Source organism: Burkholderia sp. BDU5, assembly GCF_001522845.1.
Taxonomy (GTDB): Bacteria; Pseudomonadota; Gammaproteobacteria; order Burkholderiales; family Burkholderiaceae; genus Burkholderia; species Burkholderia mayonis.
Genome location: NZ_LOWC01000142.1, coordinates 322,138 through 340,330 on the forward strand (window position 1 = coordinate 322,138; position 18,193 = coordinate 340,330).

The 18,193-nt window shown below is 70.8% G+C and carries 11 protein-coding genes; 8 read left to right on the forward strand and 3 right to left on the reverse strand.

Annotated features, from left to right (window positions below; all coding sequences use genetic code 11):
* The first annotated feature begins 162 nt into the window (after positions 1 to 162).
* Positions 163 to 606: a hypothetical protein gene (locus WS69_RS22685; protein ID WP_059472902.1), complete on the forward strand. Its 444-nt coding sequence runs from the start codon at positions 163 to 165 to the stop codon at positions 604 to 606.
* On the opposite strand, the gene WS69_RS35720 is transcribed toward WS69_RS22685, so the two are convergent.
* Genes WS69_RS35720 through WS69_RS22700 form a run of 3 tightly spaced genes read right to left on the reverse strand, consistent with a single transcriptional unit; the run spans position 501 to position 2,846 of the window.
* On the reverse strand, positions 501 to 1,121 hold the full coding sequence (locus WS69_RS35720) for a haloacid dehalogenase-like hydrolase (protein WP_231747192.1): 621 nt from the start codon (positions 1,119 to 1,121) through the stop codon (positions 501 to 503). The two genes, WS69_RS22685 and WS69_RS35720, sit on opposite strands and share 106 nt — an antisense overlap.
* On the reverse strand, positions 1,084 to 2,388 hold the full coding sequence (locus WS69_RS22695) for a type II toxin-antitoxin system HipA family toxin (protein ID WP_418230175.1): 1,305 nt from the start codon (positions 2,386 to 2,388) through the stop codon (positions 1,084 to 1,086). The genes WS69_RS35720 and WS69_RS22695 overlap by 38 nt, the downstream gene beginning before the upstream one ends.
* Before the next feature lie 29 nt (positions 2,389 to 2,417).
* Positions 2,418 to 2,846 carry a helix-turn-helix transcriptional regulator gene (locus tag WS69_RS22700; RefSeq protein ID WP_059472905.1) on the reverse strand — a complete coding sequence of 143 codons (429 nt, stop codon included), beginning with the start codon at positions 2,844 to 2,846 and terminating at the stop codon, positions 2,418 to 2,420.
* A gap of 1,026 nt (positions 2,847 to 3,872) precedes the next feature.
* Here WS69_RS22700 and bcsB point away from each other — a divergent pair.
* From bcsB to bcsA, 7 genes are all read left to right on the forward strand, one after another.
* Positions 3,873 to 6,164 (forward strand): cellulose biosynthesis cyclic di-GMP-binding regulatory protein BcsB, encoded by a 2,292-nt coding sequence (gene bcsB, locus WS69_RS22705; RefSeq protein ID WP_059472906.1) that lies wholly within the window; start codon positions 3,873 to 3,875, stop codon positions 6,162 to 6,164.
* A 340-nt stretch (positions 6,165 to 6,504) separates the two neighbouring features.
* The gene (gene bcsZ, locus WS69_RS22710) at positions 6,505 to 7,884 is read left to right on the forward strand and encodes a cellulose synthase complex periplasmic endoglucanase BcsZ (RefSeq protein WP_162499001.1); all 1,380 of its coding nucleotides are present in this window, start codon (positions 6,505 to 6,507) and stop codon (positions 7,882 to 7,884) included.
* A gap of 203 nt (positions 7,885 to 8,087) precedes the next feature.
* Positions 8,088 to 12,125, forward strand: a complete 4,038-nt coding sequence (locus tag WS69_RS22715) for a cellulose synthase subunit BcsC-related outer membrane protein (RefSeq protein ID WP_442854921.1) — start codon at positions 8,088 to 8,090, stop codon at positions 12,123 to 12,125.
* Between the two features lie 10 nt (positions 12,126 to 12,135).
* Positions 12,136 to 14,655 (forward strand): cellulose biosynthesis protein BcsE, encoded by a 2,520-nt coding sequence (gene bcsE, locus WS69_RS22720; protein WP_059472908.1) that lies wholly within the window; start codon positions 12,136 to 12,138, stop codon positions 14,653 to 14,655.
* Positions 14,652 to 14,864 carry a hypothetical protein gene (locus tag WS69_RS22725; RefSeq protein ID WP_059472909.1) on the forward strand — a complete coding sequence of 71 codons (213 nt, stop codon included), beginning with the start codon at positions 14,652 to 14,654 and terminating at the stop codon, positions 14,862 to 14,864. The genes bcsE and WS69_RS22725 overlap by 4 nt, the downstream gene beginning before the upstream one ends.
* Complete coding sequence (gene bcsQ, locus WS69_RS22730) at positions 14,861 to 15,646, forward strand: cellulose biosynthesis protein BcsQ (protein WP_059472910.1); 786 nt, start codon at positions 14,861 to 14,863, stop codon at positions 15,644 to 15,646. Before WS69_RS22725 ends, bcsQ begins: the two co-directional genes overlap by 4 nt.
* The gene (gene bcsA, locus WS69_RS22735) at positions 15,643 to 18,177 is read left to right on the forward strand and encodes a UDP-forming cellulose synthase catalytic subunit (RefSeq protein ID WP_059472911.1); all 2,535 of its coding nucleotides are present in this window, start codon (positions 15,643 to 15,645) and stop codon (positions 18,175 to 18,177) included. The genes bcsQ and bcsA overlap by 4 nt, the downstream gene beginning before the upstream one ends.
* The last annotated feature ends 16 nt before the right edge of the window (positions 18,178 to 18,193 follow it).

Here is an 18,193-nt window from a genome sequence, read left to right on the forward strand (position 1 = left end):
CCGGTGGTGCGAGATCGGCTTTTTTCGCGATCGGGCGCGTGGAGGGACCCGTTCCATTTGAGCCAGGTCAAGCCGGTTTGCTGCAACTGCACGCAGTATGCATCCGGGCGAATGGAGTCCCGTCGGCGCCGCGCGTCCACGGGATCGCAACGGAGCAATGCGATGGAACACAGGTACGAGCATCGTCGACATCGACGGCTAGCCAGGTGGATTCATGCGGTAGGCCTGAGCGCGCTGTTCGCAATCGGTGTGACGTGGATCAGCGCGATCGTCGATCATCCGGTCGAGCAGGCGATCGTCGACGGAATGACGGCGTTGGAATGCGCGGAAGTGCGGGCGATGCCGGCGGGCTCGCTGCTGTCGGCGACGCAGCCGGACAACGCGGTCTGCCGGTCGTTCTTTCTGTACCGGGCCGCGTACGTCGACGCGGCGAGCAGCGCGGCCGGCTATTCGGCGGCCGTGATGCGGGCGCGCGTCGACGAGTTCTGGCAACTCGTCGGCTACGTACTCGCGCTGTGGTTCGTATTTGTCTGCATTGTCGTCGGCATCGTCCTGATCGTGCGGCGGCTGTTCGAGCAGCACGCCGGGCATCGCAAATCCACTTGAGCCGAGCGGGCGAGGCGGCGCCGGGGCGGCCCCGGCCGAGCGATTGCCCATGTCCTCGAGGCGCCGGTCTGGTCGCAAGATGCGTTCGCCGCCGAGCGGCTGTTCCATGTCCTGCAAGCGATAGCCGAGCGACGCGAGCCAGCGCTCGGCTCGATGCGGGCGATCTTGCCTTCGCGGAACGTCGGCACGCCGACCGCATTGCCGGTATAGCGCGCGTGCGGATCGTCTCCCTCGGCGCCGAGCTCGATGCCGAGCAGGCGGTCGAATCCCAGCGCCTTGCCGATCGGCGCCGTGACCAACACGTTGGCGGCGGCCACGGTGCAGCACGGATCGCCCGCATCGCGATGCCGCTGCACGAGCGCGCGGCGAGCCGGATCCCGGATCGCCGGCCCGATCACGTCGCCCATGAACCGCGTGCGCCACGCATCGAGTTGCACGCGCGACAGGGTTCGCGGCAACGGCCGCGCCGCTTCTTCGCTATGCTCGCGCCGGCGACGCCGCGGCGAGCTTCGCATTCAGACGAAGCATCCCGCTGAAGATCGCGTCGGCGACGTCTCGCGGAAAATCGCGCGGCAGCCGCGCCGACACTTCGTCGACGACGCCTGCGGTTCGCGCGGTCAACGCGTCGATCATGTCGTCGACTTCGGCCGGCGCGAAGCCGACGCGCTGGCCCTGCGCGATCCAGTGCCGCCGCTGGATCTGGTTGATCGGATAGTGGAGGTTCTTGCCGCGCACGCCCATCGCGAGCCGCGCGCGCTGCGCCGGCAATTGATTCGCACCCCGACCGATCACCGGATGCGCGGACAGCACGTCGTAGAGCGGCGTCGATCGAAAGCGATTACCCGGCAGATGCGCGATGCTGAAGTTCTTCGCATGGCCGTCGGTCGCGGCGAGCAGCCAGAACACGATCTGCGCCGCGAAGAATGCGTAGCGGTCGGCCGCGTGCTCGGAGCCGGCGAGCACGTCCATGATCGCCTCGATACCCGGTCCGCCGTCGGCCTGATATTTGTCGAATGCGGACGTGCCTGTCGCCTGGCACATGTCTTCCTGCGGCAGGCGCAGGAGCCAGCGTGCATCGCTCGACGGCTTGCGGTCGAAGCGCTCGACGACGAGCGCCTTCCGATCGTCGAAATGCGCGATGTCGCAATGCGCGATCGGCAGTCCGTACGCGGCGACGATTTTCGAGCACAGCCATTCGTTCTCGACCGACGTGCGCATGTCGGCGCGCCGGTTGCCGACGAGCCCGAGCGGCAGCTTCAGGATATGCGTGGTCGGCGTGCTGCCTTCGGGCAGCAGCCAACGGCCGCGATGGCGCAGCAGCGCGGTCTTTTCCTGCGCGCCCGCGATCGACAGGCGCAGATCGTCGAGCGGCTCGTGCTGCCCGGCCTGCGGCGCGGACGTGATCTCGCGCAGCAGGCGCGCGATGTCCGCGTCGGCGAGCGCGTGCCCGCGAATGCGATCGAGATCGTCCGGCGTTTCGTCGGGCGGCAGCATCTGCAGCGCGCCGACGCAATCGCGGCCGAGCGTCGAGAGCAGCTCGAACGGCGACGTGCCGCCCGTTCTGTAGCGCATCGCGATCCGGCGCCGGATCGGTTCGCTGTCGGGCAGCAGGTTGTCGAAGTAGTCGCTGACGAGCCGGCCGCGATACGGCTGGTTGCCCGGCGTGAACGGCAGCGAAAGCGACAGGGGGCGGCCTTGCGGGTCCGCGATCCATTCGTCGAAGTAGACGAGGCGCTCGCCGTCGCGGGCATGCTCCCAGTAGCCGACGGGCAGGCCGTTCATCCACAGATGCAGGCGCGCCGTGCGCGCGCTCACCAGTCCTCCCGCTTCTTCGGGGCGGCGCTCTTGCGCGGCGAGCGGGGCAGGCGCTCGGCGGCGTGCAGGTCCGGCACGGATGGCCTCGCAGGCAACGCGGGACGCTTTGCGGCGACGCGTCCGCCTCCTGTCGTTTTCGCGACTTTGCGCGCGGGCGCGGCGACCGTTTGCTTCGCGGCGGGCTTGGCAGAAGCGACGTAGGTTTGGGTCAGTGTGAGCTCGACGTCGAGGATGCGCAGCACCTTGACCAGCCGCTCGACGCTCGCCGACGCCGGGTTTGCCTCGAATTGCGCATACGTCTGCTGTGTGACGCCGAGGCGGCTCGCGAGCATCGCTTGCGTCAATCCGGCGGCCTTGCGGAAGCCGCGCAAGATGGGCCGCCATTGGCTGAGTGTCTTGATCCCGTGTTCGATGGTGATGGCCATGCGTGCACCCGATTGATATGCAAAGTACTGCCTATATTCGAAGAAAACAGTCTATATGCTGTAAATTGAATTTACAAGCTTCAGGCTGTATTTGTTAAAAACAGTCCATGACCTGTTTTTATGGGTGCATGGACATATCGGACGACGACGGCGGCGAGTCGATTTGTCGCGGTGCGTCGAGCGTGCCGATGCGGTCGCCGATGCGGCAACGTTTGCGTGCGCCCGGTTGTTCGTTTGCGCGTGCCAAAGTGTGCATCGACCCTGTTTTCGTGCGATTCCGGGCTGCGCCGCACCCGCCGATTTCCCGTCAAAAATTGCGTTGGCCCGTGTGCTTTTGGGTGGCCACGTCCCGTATAATTCGCAGCTTTTTGACAATCTGACAATCGGCTCCAGCCGAGATTCGCATCGCAGCCGGACACGACCGGCGGCGATCGTGCAGATCAGGCGATGTCGAGTGGCGGCGCAACGGAGCGCCTGTCGCGTCGAGGGGTAATCGAGCGCCGGCATGTGCCACCATCCGGCCGATTCGCGATCGAAATTGTCAGATTAAAAACGGCACGCTGGCGAAGCCGTTTCGACGCCCCTGCGCGATTGCGTTTCCGACGCGCGCGCCGGCGTGTGAAGGTTGCATTTCCCGGCAGGGCGACGCGCGGGTGGAGAGATTTCCGCGCGTTGTCCGCCGGACGCGAACGATCGAAACCCATCGTTCGCCGTGTGCGGAGCGACGCCGGCGAGGCCGGCGTCGAGTGACATGACGGGGGCGTTGCCGTCGGGACGGGATGACGGCGCGCGGTCACGCACGCGAACAATCGACAGCCGCAGGCCGCCAACGGTCCTGTCGGCGGGCAGGCGGCTTGCGCCTGTGCGGGCGATTGCGCGCGACTCGATATCGAGACAGTCAGCAGGCCAATCAAAATGTTCGCCCATAACAGGCCAGGTTTTTTGCGGGGAATGTTGGAATATCGACGGACGGCGGTGCCAGCCGTCCGGCTTCGAAGCCGGCTTCGCATTCGATCGGCTCTGCCGATGAAGCCGATTGCAACGTTTGCGAGCGCACTCGCGATCGCCTCCGCGCTCGTTCATCCCGGTTCATCGATCGCGGCGCCGCAATCGCAATCGCAGCCGCCGCAGAAACAGCCGTCGGCGTCGACCGCCGCCGGCGCGTCCGCGCCGCTCGCCGCACCGAAGCCGCCTGGCCTTGCCGGCGCCGCGATCCGCGTGCCGTTCGCGACGCTCGGCGCGTACGAGACGCTGCGCCTGCGCGGCAGCGACACCGCGCGGACCGTCAACGCCGGCGTGCGGCTCGACCGGATGGTCACGGCCGCGCGGCTGCGGCTCACCTATACGTATTCGCCGTCGCTCGTGTTTCCGGTGTCGCATCTGAAGGTGTCGATCAACGGCGAATCGGTCGCGACGCTGCCGTTCGACAGCGAGCACGCGGGCCGCGCGGTCACGCAGGAGATCCCGCTTGATCCGCGCTATTTCACCGACTTCAACCAGATCGAGCTGCGCCTCATCGCGCACTACACGCTCGATCATTGCGAAGACCCCGAGCATTCGGCGCTCTGGGCCGACGTAAGCCCGACGAGCGAGCTGATCTTCGACGAGGCGTCGGTGCGCTTGCCGAACGATCTCGCGCTCCTGCCCGCGCCGTTCTTCGACCGGCGCGACAACAGCCGGCTGCGCCTGCCGTTCGTGCTGCCCGCGACGCCCGACGACGCGACGCTGCGCAGCGCGGGCGTGCTCGCGTCGTGGTTCGGCGCGCTCGCCGATTACCGGCAGGCGCGTTTCCCGGTGTCGTCGACGTTGCCCGCGAACGATCATGCGGTGATCGTCGGCGCCGCCGCTCAACTGCCCGCGTCGCTGCAACTGCCGCCGATCGACGGCCCGATGCTCGTCGTCGCCGACAACCCGGTCGCGCCCGACAAGAAGCTGCTCGTCGTCACGGGCCGCAGCGCGGCCGACGTCGACGCCGCGACGAACGCGCTCGTGCTCGGCAACGCCGCGCTGTCCGGTCCGTGGGCGCGCGTGTCGCGCATCGACATCGGCGCGCCGCGCAAGCCTTACGACGCGCCGCGCTGGGTGCCGGTGAACCGGCCGGTGACGTTCCGCGAGCTCATCGGCAACCCGGCCGATCTGCAGGTGCGCGGCAGCGCGCCCGATCCGGTCCGGCTGAATCTGCGCTTGCCCGCCGATCTGCATTCGTGGAGCGGTTCGGGCGTGCCGCTGTCGCTGCACTATCGCTACACCGCGCCGACCGTGCGCAGCGATTCGATGCTCGCCGTCGAGATCAACGACCAGCTCGTGCAGTCGTACCGGCTGTCGCCGCGCAGCCAGGACGCGCGCGGCCGCGTGCAGCTGCCTTTGCTGTCCGACGCGGACAGCCGCGCGACGAACGACGTCGACATCCCGGCGTTTCGCGTCGGCAGCGCGAACCAGCTGCAACTGCGCTTCACGCTCGATTCGGAGAAGACGGGGCTCTGCACGGGCGTCGCGAGCGAGCCGCAGCGCGCGGCGATCGATCCCGATTCGACGATCGATTTCTCGCGCTTCATCCATTACGCGACGCTGCCGAACCTCGCGTACTTCGCGAACAGCGGTTTTCCGTTCACGCGCTACGCGGATCTGTCGCAGACCGCGATCGTGCTGCCCGAGCGGCCGTCGCCCGTCGAGCAGGAAGCGTTCCTGACGATGCTCGGCCACATGGGGCAGTGGACCGGCTTCCCGGCGCTGCGCATGCAGGTCGCGCGGACGGCGGACGCGCCGCGCATCACGGACAAGGATCTGCTCGTGATCGACGGCGCGCCGCCGTATGCGCAGTTGTCGGGCTGGCGCGACGCGCTGCCGGTCGCGATCGGTGCGGGCGCGGACGGCGGCTTCGCGCGCGCGACGTTCTCGGTGAAGGAGCGCTGGCGCGACGATGCGCGCTCGCCGTCGGGCGGCGCGCGCTTCGAGCAGAGCGGCGCGCTCGCCGCGCTGTTCGGCTTCGAGCTGCCGGGCAGCGACGGGCGCAGCGTCGTCGCCATGACCGCGACCGACGCGCGGCATCTCGGCGATCTGCTCGACGTATTCGAGAAGCCGGGCCTCGTCGCGCAGTTGCAGGGCGACGTCGCGCTCGTGCGGGCCGGCGCGGTCGAGAGCATGCGTGTCGGCGAACCCTATCTCGTCAGCTACGTGCCGTGGTACGCGCGCGTGTGGACCGCGGTCGCGAAGCATCCGGTGCTTCTCGGGCTGCTCGGCGCGGCGGCCGGGCTGCTGCTCGCGCTCGGCGCGTTCGGCGCGCTGCAGCGGATCGCCGCGCGGCGGCGGGGGATCTGAGCCGATGGCCGGGCGGGCGGTGCGCGGCGCGCGGGCGCGGTGGGGCAGGCGATGCTGGCGGGCGTTTTGTCGGGCGTCTGCGGGCGTCGCGGTGGTGAGCGTCATGACAGCGAGCGTCGCGACAGCGGGCGTCGCGGCGGCTTCGGGAAGCGCCGCACGTGCGACGGAGCGCGCGTCAGGCGATGCCGGATGGCGCGACGTCGCCGGTCCAGCATCGGCCGCTTCCGCATGGCCAGGTTCGAGCGGAAATCGGGGCTTCGGCGCGAACCCGGCCGCACTCGCGGCCATGAGTGCGGACGCGAGTACGGACGTCGTCCCAAACCTCGGCGCGAATGCGTCAATGGCTGGCGTGAACCCGGGTGGCCGCGCGCTTCGAGCCGAGCATGCGAGCCGGCTTGCAAGCGCGAAAGCGGGTCTGGATGCGGTCGCCAATGCGACGCGAGGCGGTTACGCGAGTTCGAGCGACGGCGCGCCGGCCGAGTCGGGTGAGCGCGTGAGTGTCGTCGCGAGTGAGCGCATCGTCGCGAGTGTCTTGACGAACGAGATTGCAAGCGAAGGCAAGCGTCCGCGCGACGCAACGGACACGATCGCGATGTCGGCGTCGCCCGCGGCGAAGTCCGCTCGCACGTCCGCCGCCGCTGTCTGCACGCCTTCCTGGCCGCGCTGGGATCGCTTCAAGCGCGACTTCATGTCGGCCGACGGCCGCGTGATCGACGTCGGCTCGGCCGACGAACGGACCGTGTCCGAGGGGCAGGCATACGGGCTGTTCTTCGCGCTCGTCGCGAACGACCGGCCGGCCTTCGATGCGCTCCTCCACTGGACAGAGAACAACCTCGCGCAAGGCGACCTGACCGCGCATCTGCCCGCGTGGCTGTGGGGCCGCGCGGCCGACGGCGCGTGGCGCGTGCTCGACGCGAACGCCGCATCCGACGCGGACGTGTGGATCGCGTACGCGCTGCTCGAAGCGGGGCGTCTGTGGCGCGAGCGCAGCTACACCGCGCGCGGCGCGCTGCTCGCGAAGCGCGTGCTCGACGACGAGACCGCGACGCTGCCGGGGCTTGGCCTCGTGCTGCTGCCCGGGCCGGCGGGCTTTCGGCCGATGCGCGATCTGTGGCGGCTGAATCCGAGCTACTCGCCGCCGCAGGCGATTCGCGGCATCGGCGCGCATCTGCCGGACGACGCGCGCTGGGCGCGGCTCGCGGCGAGCGTCGGCCGCGTGCTGATCGATACCGCGCCGCGCGGCTTCGCGCCGGACTGGGCGCTGTACCGGTCGGGTCACGGCTTCGAGCCGGATGCCGACTCGCATGCGGAAAGCGCGTACAACGCGATTCGCGTCTATTTGTGGGCGGGGATGCTCGACGCGAGCGACGCGCTCGCGCAGCCGCTGCTCGCGCATTTCGCGCCGTTCGCCGATCACGTCGCCGCGCACGGCGCGCCGCCGGAAACGGTCGACGCGACGACGGGCGTGGCGGGGCCGCGCGACGGCAACACCGGTTTTTCCGCGGCGGCCGTGCCGTTCCTCGACGCGCGCGGCGAGCACGCGCTCGCCGATGCGCAAGTCGCGCGCCTCGCGCGGCTCGAGCGAGAGGCGGCGAGCGGCTACTACGCGAACGTGCTGACGCTGTTCGGGCTTGGCTGGCGCGACGGGCGCTACCGGTTCGCGGCGGACGGCACGCTGAACGTTCGATGGAGCGAGCCGTGCTCGACGCCCGCTCGCTGACGATGACGCGCCTCGCGGTGTGCGCGCGGCGCCGTGTCCGGCTCGCCGGGATCGCGGTGATCATCCGCAATGCCGCGCTCGGCCTGGCGTTCGGCGCAGCGCAAAGCGCCATTGCGGCTTCGGCGTCGCAAGCGGCTCCAGCTCCCGTTCCCGTTTCCGTTCCATCGGTGGCGATATACGACGCTCCGGTCCGGGCCGTCCCGATGACGCAGGCGTCGTCGGTGCGACTCGTGTCGATCCCGCGAACGTCGTCGGGTGCGATGTCGGCGAATGCCGCGTCGATGCGGCAAGATGTGCCGCGTCGACGCTCGCCGACGTCCGAGACGCGCGCGCGCGCGGCGGCGTCACAGCCGTTCGCGCGCACAGGCGCGTCGATGCCGCTTCGCTTGGCCGCGCCGCCGTATTCGATATCGACGACGCAATCGTCGCAGATCCGCTTCGTCCCGACGCAGCCGCGCGGCGCGCCCGCGACGCCGCAGCCCGTCGCGACGCCGCACTCGCCCGATGCCGAAGCCGCGCATCAGTTGTACGCGACGGCGCGCATGTGGGCCAACAAGCATCGCGACGACCTCGCGCGCGACGCGCTGCGCAAGGCGCTGCTGATCGCGCCCGACGATCCGTCGCTGCTCGCCGAGCAGACGCGGATCCTGCTGCGCGTCGGCGATGCGAATGGCGCTCGCGCCGCGCTCGCGCGTCTGAAGGCGGCGGCGCCCGGCGCGGTCGCGACGCGCCAGGCCGACGACGAATACCGCGTCGCGACGAGCGGCCGCGAGGAGATGGCGCAGATCCGCCTGCTCGCGCGCAGCGGGCGCGGCGACGACGCGGCCCGGCGGATCGTCGCGCTGTTTCCGCACGGCGCGCCGACGGGCACGCTCGGCGCCGAGTATTACCAGATCGTCGCAAGCGCGCCCGATGGCCGCGCGCGGGCGATCGACGCGCTGCGCCGGACCGTCGCCGCCGATTCGTCGGACGTCGACGCGGCGACCGTCCTCGCGAAGCTGCTGAACCAGCGCGGCGACACGCGCGCGGAAGCGAACCGGCTCGCGTGGACGCTTGTCGCGCGGCCGGACACGGACCGGCGCGCGGCGCTGTCGCTGTGGCGCAGCGTGCTGCAATCGGCGGGCCGCGATCTCGCGTATCTCGACGCGTTCCGCGCGTACCTGACATTCGTTCCCGGCGACGACGAATTCCGCGGCAACGCCGCCGCGCTCGAACAGCAGCGCGAAGCGCAACGGCGCCTCGAACGCGATCCGGACTACATCGCGCAGCAACGCGGCCTGCAGGCGCTCGCGCGCGGCGACTTCGCGGCCGCCGAGCCGCTGCTCGTGCGCGCCGCGCGGGCGCGCGCGGGCGATCCCGACGCGGTCGGCGGCCTCGGCTTGCTGCGCTTGCGCGAGGGCCGGCACGACGAAGCGCGCGCGCTGTTCGTGCGCGCGGTCGCGCTCGCGCCGGACAATCGCGCGAAATGGACGAGCCTCGCGGGCACCGCGCGCTTCTGGGGCACGCTTGCGCAGGGCCGCGCGGCGGCCGCGCAAGGGCGGGCGGACGACGCGGAGCGCGCCGCGCGCGCGGCGCTCGCGCTCGAGCCGGACAGCGCCGACGCGAAGCTGCTGCTCGCCGATTCGCTGCTCGCGCGGCGCGACTGGCGCGCGGCGGAACCGCTGCTGCGCGCGCTGCTCGCCGCGCGCACGCCGAGCGTGTCGGCCGTGCGCAGCGTGCGCACGCTGTACGAAGAAACCGGTCGCCTCGACGCGCTCGGGCCGCTCATCGACGCGCTGCAAAGCCGCTTTGCCGCGGCTGACGATCGCCGGGCGCTCGCGCGGCTGCGCGCCGATCTGCTCGCCCAGCAAGCGGACGCGCTCGCGGCGTCGGGCAAGCGCGGACCGGCCGCGCAGCGCTACGAAGCATCGCTGCGCATCGCGCCCGACGCGCCGTGGACCCGCTTCGCGCTCGCGCGGCTGTATCGCGACATGGGCCTGCCGCAGCTGGGTCGGGCGGTGATGGACGACGGGCTGGCGGCGTCGGACGCGGCCGACATGCGCCACGCGGTCGCGTTGTATCGAAACTCGCTCGACGACGTCGCGGGCGCGCAGGCGGCGTTCGCGGCGATCCCGGACGCGAGCCGCACCGACGGCATGCGCGCGTTCGCGCGCAGGCTCGATGCCGAAGCGTCGCTCGCCGACGCGCGCGCCGCGCTCGCGCGCGACGACCGCGCGGCCGCCGCGGCCGCGCTCGATCGTGCGCGAAGTTTCGCACCCGACGATCCGGACATGCTCGCGGCCGTCGGCGCACAGTGGATCGACAGCGGCGACATCGAGCGCGGCCTCGCGCCGCTGCGCGACTGGATCGCCGCGCATCCGCAGCAGGCCGACGCCGATGTCCGGCTGCGCTACGGCGATCTGCTCGGCGGCGCGCAACGCAACGACGCGCTGGCCGCGTGGCTCGACGCGCTGCGGCGCGGCTCGCCGCTGAGCGCCGCGCAGACTGCGCGCCTCGAGGATCAGTCGCTGCGGCTGATTCTGCGCGAGACCGACGATGCGCTCGAGCGCAACGACTACGCGCACGCGCAGCGCCTGCTCGATCGCGCGAGCCCGGCGGGCAAGGCCGATCGCCGCTACGCGCTCGAGGTCGCCGAGCTGGCGCGTGCGCAGGGCCGCTACGATGCCGCGCGGCTCGCGCTCGCGCCGCTGCTGGCGCGCACCCCCGACGACGCCGACGCGCGGCTCCCGCTCGCGCGCATCCTCGACGACGACGGCGAGCATGCGGAGGCGCTCGCGCTCGTGCACGACGTGCTCGCGCGCACGCCGCCCGACGATGTCGACGCGCAACTGTCGGCGGTGCGCCGGCTGACTGCGCTGCGCCTTCCGCGGGAAGCGGCGCGGCTCACCGCCACGCTGCGCGTTGCGTATCCGGCGCGTCCGGACGTGACGGTCGCGGCCGGGCGGGTCGCGCAGGCGCTCGGCCGCTACGACGACGCGGAATCGCTGTACCGGCAGTCGCTCGCGCAGGAGCGCGCGACGGGCGCCGCGCCGCGACGCGACGGCGCGACACCCGCGCAGGCCGCCTGGACCGACTTGCAGCAGCGCCGCGATCCCGAGATCGAAGCGGGCTGGCTGCCCGCGTACAAGTCCGGGGACGAAGGAATTTCCGCGTATCGCGCGTATCAGGCGCCCGTCTATCTGCAGCTTCCGTATCGCTACGACGGCCACGTCTTCGTCCATCTCGACGCCGTGCGGCTCGATGCGGGCACACTCGACACGAGCGATCCGCGCGCTGATGCGCTCAACACGTTTGCGACCTATCCGGTGCTCGCCGATCCGTCGGCGGCGCCCGGCGGATCGCTGCGCCAGCGCGCGACGGGCGTCGGCGGCGGCGTCGGCTACCGGACCGACGCGTGGCGCTTCGACGTCGGCACGACGCCGCTCGGCTTTCCGGTGCATTACGTCGTCGGCGGCGCGCGCTATCGATTCGACACGGGCCCGGCGAGCTTCTCGGTCAGCGCGTCGCGGCGGCCGGAGACGGGCAGCGTGCTGTCGTACGCGGGGCTGCGCGATCCTTGGACGGGCGCGACATGGGGCGGCGTGCGGCGCGACAGCGTCGATCTGCACGCGTCCGTCGACATCGGCCGCGTGAACCTGTTCGCCGATCTCGGCGCGGGGCTGCTGACGGGACGCAGCGTCGCCGGCAATTCGGCCGTCACGCTGCGCACGGGGCTCATGGCGCCCGTCTACCGGCGCGCGGACATGCGCGTGAGCGCGGGACTCGTCGGCAACGCCTGGCACTACGCGCAGAACCTGCGCTTCTACACGTACGGGCAGGGGGGCTACTACAGCCCGCAGCGTTATCTGTCGATCGGCATGCCGATCGAATGGGTGGGGCGGCGCGGCCCGTTCACATGGGACGTGACCGCAACGACCGGCGTGTCGAATTCGTATGAACGGGATTCGCCGTACTTCCCGAACGGACTGCCGGACTCGACGCTCGTCAAGACCGCGCAGGCGCTCGGCCACCCGGTGTTTTCGGGGGGCTCGACGCGCGGCGTGTCGTTCTGGTATGGGTTCACCGGCGTCGCCGAGTATCGCGTGAACGCGCGGCTCGTCGTCGGCGCGCGGTTCGACATCGATCACGCGCACGACTACGCGCCGAGCTCCGGTCTGGTGTACGTGCGCTATTCGTTCGACGCACGCAAGGACAGCGGCGGCTTTTCGCCGTCGCCGGTTCGACTCTATTCGAGCTACTGATGGACGCGACATGAACGACACACGCGTGAAATCCGATTCGACCTTCATCCGTTCCGAACGCGACGCCGCCGAGACGGGCGCGTTCGGGCGCTTGCGCGCGCTGTGGCGTGCGTGGTCGCGTGCCGTGACGCCGCACGACCGAGCGGCGGCGCCGAACCGGCTCGCGATCGACGCGCTGCCCGACGAGTGGACCGAGCTCGAGCCGGGCGGGCTGTATGCGGTGTATGCGGCGGCGCGCACGCCCGCGTGCGATGCGCTGATCTGGGAGAGCGTGCGGCATGCGCGCACGCGTGACGTCACGGTCGTGCTCGCGCGCGAGCGCGCGGACGTCGCGGCGCGGCTGCGCGAGATCGGCTTCGACGAAGATGTGCATGCCCGGGGCTGGCCGCGACGATTGAACGTGCTTGCGATGCCGCTCGATGACGCGGACGCGGATGAGGCGCTGCGCACGGGCCGGGTCGATGTCGCGGCCCGCGCGGGTTTCGATGCGCGGGCGTCGAAGCATCGACGGGGAGGCGAGGCGGGTGCGTCGGCGGTGGATGTCTCGTCGGGCGCGTCTGCGTCGAACTCGACAGGCGCATCGGGAGTGCCGAAGGTGCATGAGATGCCGGATGTATTGGATGCGCCGGATGCGCCGGATGCGTCGAAGGTGTTGAACGCATCGAACGCATCGAACGCATCGAACGCGCCGAATGCATCGAACGCGCCGAATGCATCGAACGCGCCGAATCCGCTAGAAGACGCCGCGTCGCCGCCCGCGTTCGCGCGTCTCGTCGGCGGCCTGCGCGCGCTGAAGCGCTACCGTTTTCGCGCGAACGCGCTGTATTTCGTCGAAGGCGCAGAGTGTTGGTTCAGTTGGCACGATCCGGTCGCGCTGACGCAGGAAGGGCGCGCGCTCGCCGGCTGGTGCCGTGCACATCGGATCGCGCTCGTGCTGCTGATCGACCCGCGAGCGGCGGAGGCGGACGCGAGCCGCGCCGACGGGGCGCGCGCGATCGCGTCGCGTGCCGCGGCTGCCGTTCGTGACGAGGCCCGCAACGATGACCGCGCCGGTGATCGATCCGACGACCGAACCGCAGACCGCGCCGCCGCATTCGCCGGCGACGGCGCGCGCTCCGCACGCGGCGGATTCCACGGCGCATGTGCGGGCGTCGCGCAGTTGCAGCGTACGCACGGCGAGCTGCGCTGGATGGTCGACTTCTGGCGCTCGCGCGGCGCGGTCGCGACGGGTGAGGTTCGCGCGCTGCGCTTCACGGGAGACGGCCGGCTGACGGCCGTGCCGGCGGCCGGTGCGCACGCGCTGCGCGGCGGCGCACAGCTCGCGTTCGACGAGACGCGCGTCGTCGTCTGCCGACGCGTCGTCGAGCGCGAATCGTGGGCGCCGGGCGATTGGGACGTCGTCGACGACAACGCCGCGGTGCTCGCCGCCTGCGAAGGCGCGCACGCGGCGACCGCCGTACTCGCGTTCACCGGCCGCGCGCAGCTCGAAGCATTGTGCTCGGCGATCCACGCGCTGCGCTTGCGATGCGGCGGCGCGCTGAAGATCGTCGTCGTCGAACGCGGCGAAGCGCTGCGCCATCAGTTCGAGCTGCTCGCGCTGAACCTCGGCGCGAATCAGGTCGTCGCGCGCAATCTGCCGTTTTCGCGCGTGCTCGCGGTGCTGCGCTCGCTGCAGGGACAGTTGTATGCGCGCCCGGTCGCGGCCGATTATCGGGCCGCGCTCGCCGCGTCGCTCGGCGATACGGTGCTCGGCTATCTGCCCGTCGGCGCGTTCTGCGCGCATGTACGCGCGGTGCTCGAGCGCAGCACGGTGCTCGCGCTGTCGCATACGCTCGTGAAGCTGACGCTGCTGCCGGGCGTGCCGCATGCGGACGCGCTGCGCGCGTGCGCGTTGCGCCGTGCGGGCGACGTGCTGACCGCCGACGCGCAGCATCTTTATCTGTTCCTTTTCGCGTGCGAGCTCGCCGATGCGAGCGACGTGCTCGGATACATCTTCAGCGTGCCGGTCGAGCGGATATCGGATCGCGGCGCGTATCTCGCGGAGGAGAGCATCGAGCATGAGCTGAGCGCGCTCGATGCGGCAAACCGGCGCGCGCCGATCGCCGATTACAGCGACCTCTTTTCGGCGGCGGCCGTTGTGAAGCGCGAGCCCGACGCGCGCACTGCGGTCGAGCATCCGGCCATGCCGCGCATCGAAATCCCGCCGGACGAACGCATGCCGCGGCATGCGCCGAGCACGTCGACGCCAACGAGCGCTCGATCCGCATCACATGCGCTGCCGCGACGATCGGCGTTCCCCATATCGCCCGCGTCGCGCGCACCGACCGAAACGGCGCAGATCGTCGTATCGCCATCGCCCATGCCGATCGCATCGACTGCATCGACCGCATCGACCACATCGACCACATCGATCGCGACGCCGCGCCTCCCGCATCCGCTCCGGTCTCCGGCCGCCGGCGCGATCGTCCACACCCGCACCCGCACCGCCACGCGCGATGCGATGCCGCTGCACATCAAGGAGGCCGAATGATTTCGCTGATGATCGCCGGCTTTGTCGTCGGCGTCGTGATCGCCGTTCCGATCCGGCTCGTGACGTCGCGCGCCGGCGTCGGAAAAGGCCTGTCGCTGCCACGCGACTTCGATCGCCGCGACGCGGTGCACTGCACGCTCGAGCCGGTCGCGCTGCACGCGCGACTGCTTCCCGCAGCCGCGGCGCGCAAACGGCGGGGCGCGCAATGAAGACGATCGCCATCGTTTCGACGACGGGCGGCGCGGGCCGCACGATGCTGACGGCGGCGCTCGCGGTGCTGCTCGCGCGCCGCGGGCGGCCGGCTGTCGCGCTCGATTTCGATCCGCAGAATCTGCTCGGCGTGCAGCTCGGGCTGGACGCGTTCGCGTCGGCGGGCATCGCGCACGCGCTGACGGGCACGGATGCCGTCTGGCACGCGCACACGTGGCGCAGCGCGGACGGCGTGCTGTTCGTGCCGTACGGACACGTCGATCCCGCGCAAGCGCTCGCGTGCGACGGGCGGCTGGCCGCCGAACCCGGATGGCTCGCCCGCGCGCTCGCCGACGTCGACCTGCCGGCCGACGGCGTGGCGCTGATCGACACCGCGCGCTACCCATCGCAGCAGGCGGCGCACGCACTGCGCTGCGCGGATCTCGCGTTGTGCGTCGTGCCGCCGGATCCCGCCGCGTGCGCAACGGCCGCCGCTCGGCTGCCGGAACTGCGTGCCGCGCATGCCGCCGCGCTGCGCATCGTCGTGAACCGCTTGAACCCGGCGCGCGACATGCAGCGCGACGTGCTCGCGATGCTGCGCGCGGCGGCGGGGCCGGGCGTCGTGCTCGAGCAGCGCGTTCATCTGGATGCGGCGCTGCCCGAGGCGCTCGCGCGCGGCACGTGGTTCTTCGACGACGCGCCGCATTCGCAGGCGTCGCACGATCTGCACGGCGTCGCTAACTGGGTCGACGCGTGGCTCGACGCATCGGTGGGGCGCGGCGCGACGGGGACGATCGCATGAAACCGCACACGACATTCCGCCGGCGGATCGGCGACGCAGTGGTGCGCGCTCGCGATTGGATCGCGCGCGGCCTCGGCGTGCCCGACGAACGCTCGTCGTTCGACTGGCTCGTGCGCGTGCTCTTTCACGCGCCCGCGCCCGGCAAGCGCGACGTCGTGCGCGACTGGCTACGCGCGGCGATCCTGTGGGCCGCCGCGCAATGGGGCGTGGCGCGGCCGCGCCGCGCGCGCGACTGGCTCTGGCGAGCGTTCGTGCGCGCGCCGCATGAAGCACGATCGCGCGCGCGCGATCCGCTCGCATGGATCGACGCGACGTTCGTGCCGGCATGCCTGTTCGCGCGACGCGTGCAGCGACGCGTCGACGGTTGGCTCGCGCGTCTGCCGTGGCATCGCTGGGGCGAGCGCATCGAGCGCGGCGCCGAGCGTGCCGGCGCGCGTCGCTGGCTGCTGCCGGCAAGCGGCGCGGCAGGCGTCGCGCTGTGGCTCGCGGCCGGCACGTCGCCGCTCGCGCCCGCGGGCCAGTTCGCGTTCTTCGCGACGGTCGCCGCGCTCGCGCTGATGCTGCGCCGCGTGCCGGGCCGTCTGCCGACGCTCGCGCTCGCGACGTTCGCGCTGCTCGCGATGGCGCGCTACATCTGGTGGCGTAGCACCGAGACGCTCGATTTCCGCACGCCGGTCGAGGCGTTCGTCGGCTATCTGCTGTACGCGGCCGAGGCGTACACATGGCTCATTCTCGTGCTCGGCTTCGTGCAGACCGCATGGCCGCTCGAACGTCCGGTCGCGCGCCTGCCGGACGATCCGGCCGAGTGGCCGAGCGTCGACGTCTACATTCCGACCTGCAACGAGCCGCTCGCCGTCGTGAAGCCGACGGTGTTCGCCGCGCAGAGCCTCGACTGGCCCGCCGACAAGCTGCGCGTCTATCTGCTCGACGACGGCCGTCGTCCGGAGTTCGAAGCATTCGCTCGCGACGCGGGCATCGGCTATCTGACGCGCGACGACAGCCGGCACGCGAAGGCGGGCAACATCAACAGCGCGCTTGCGCAAACGCAAGGCGAATACGTCGCGATCTTCGATTGCGATCACGTGCCGACGCGCTCGTTCCTGCAGACGACGATGGGCGCATTCCTTCGCGATCCGACATGCGCGCTCGTGCAGACGCCGCATCATTTCTTCTCGCCGGATCCGTTCGAGCGCAACCTCGGCACGTTCCGCCGCGTGCCGAACGAAGGCAGCCTGTTTTACGGACTCGTGCAGGCGGGCAACGATCTTTGGAACGCGGCGTTCTTCTGCGGCTCGTGTGCAGTGTTGAAGCGCGGTCCGCTCGAAGAGGTGGGCGGCGTCGCGATCGAGACCGTCACCGAGGACGCGCACACCGCGCTGAAGCTGCATCGCCGCGGCTATGCGAGCGCGTACCTGCCGACCGTTCAGGCCGCCGGCCTCGCGACCGAAAGCCTCGCGGGCCACATCCGGCAGCGCGCGCGCTGGGCGCGCGGCATGGCGCAGATCTTCCGGATCGACAACCCGTTCGTCGGCCGCGGCCTCGGCGTCTTCCAGCGCTTGTGCTACGGCAACGCGATGCTGCATTTCTTCTACGGCATTCCGCGGCTCGTGTTCCTGACGATGCCGATCGCGTACCTGTTCTTTCATCTGTATTTCATCAACGCGTCGGCGCTCGCGCTCGCGAGCTACGTGCTGCCGTACATGGCGCTCGCGCACGTCGCGAACGCGCGGATGCAGGGGCGCTTCCGTCACTCGTTCTGGGCCGAAGTGTACGAATCGGTGCTCGCGTGGTACATCGCGCTGCCGACGACGATCGCTTTCCTGAGCCCGAAGCACGGCAAGTTCAACGTGACCGCAAAGGGCGGGCGGATCGACGAAGGCTACGTCGACTGGGCGACGTCGAAGCCGTATCTCGCGCTGTTCGTGCTGAACGTCGCGGCGATCGGCGCGGGCTTCGTCCGTCTCGTGCTCGGAGGCGGCGACGAGGCGTCGACGATCCTGATGAACGTCTCGTGGGCGCTGTACAACCTCGCGATGCTCGGCGCGGCGCTCGCGGTCGCGCGCGAGGCGAAGCAGGTGCGCGTCACGCACCGGATCGCGATGCGCGTGCCGGCGACGCTGCTCTTCGCCGATGGCACGACGGCCGCATGCCGCACGAAGGACTATTCGGCGGGCGGCCTCGGCCTCGATGCGGTGCCGGGCGCGCGCCTCGCGCTCGGCGACACGCTCGACGTCTGCGTGAGCCGCGGCGACCGGCCGTTTCATTTCCCGGTGCGCGTGACGCGCATCGACGACGCGCATCTCGGCGTGCAGTTCGAGCGCCTGACGCTTGAGCAGGAGCGGCAGCTCGTTCAATGCACGTTCGGCCGCGCGGATGCGTGGCTCGACTGGCGCGAAACCGGCACCGGCGACGCGCCGCTGCGCGGGCTCAAGGAGGTGCTGTCGATGGGCGCCGAAGGCTATGCGCGGATGCTGAGGGCGGCCGCGAGCGAGATGCACGCGATCCGCACGGCCGACCGCACGCGTCATTGACGCGCCGATTCAATTG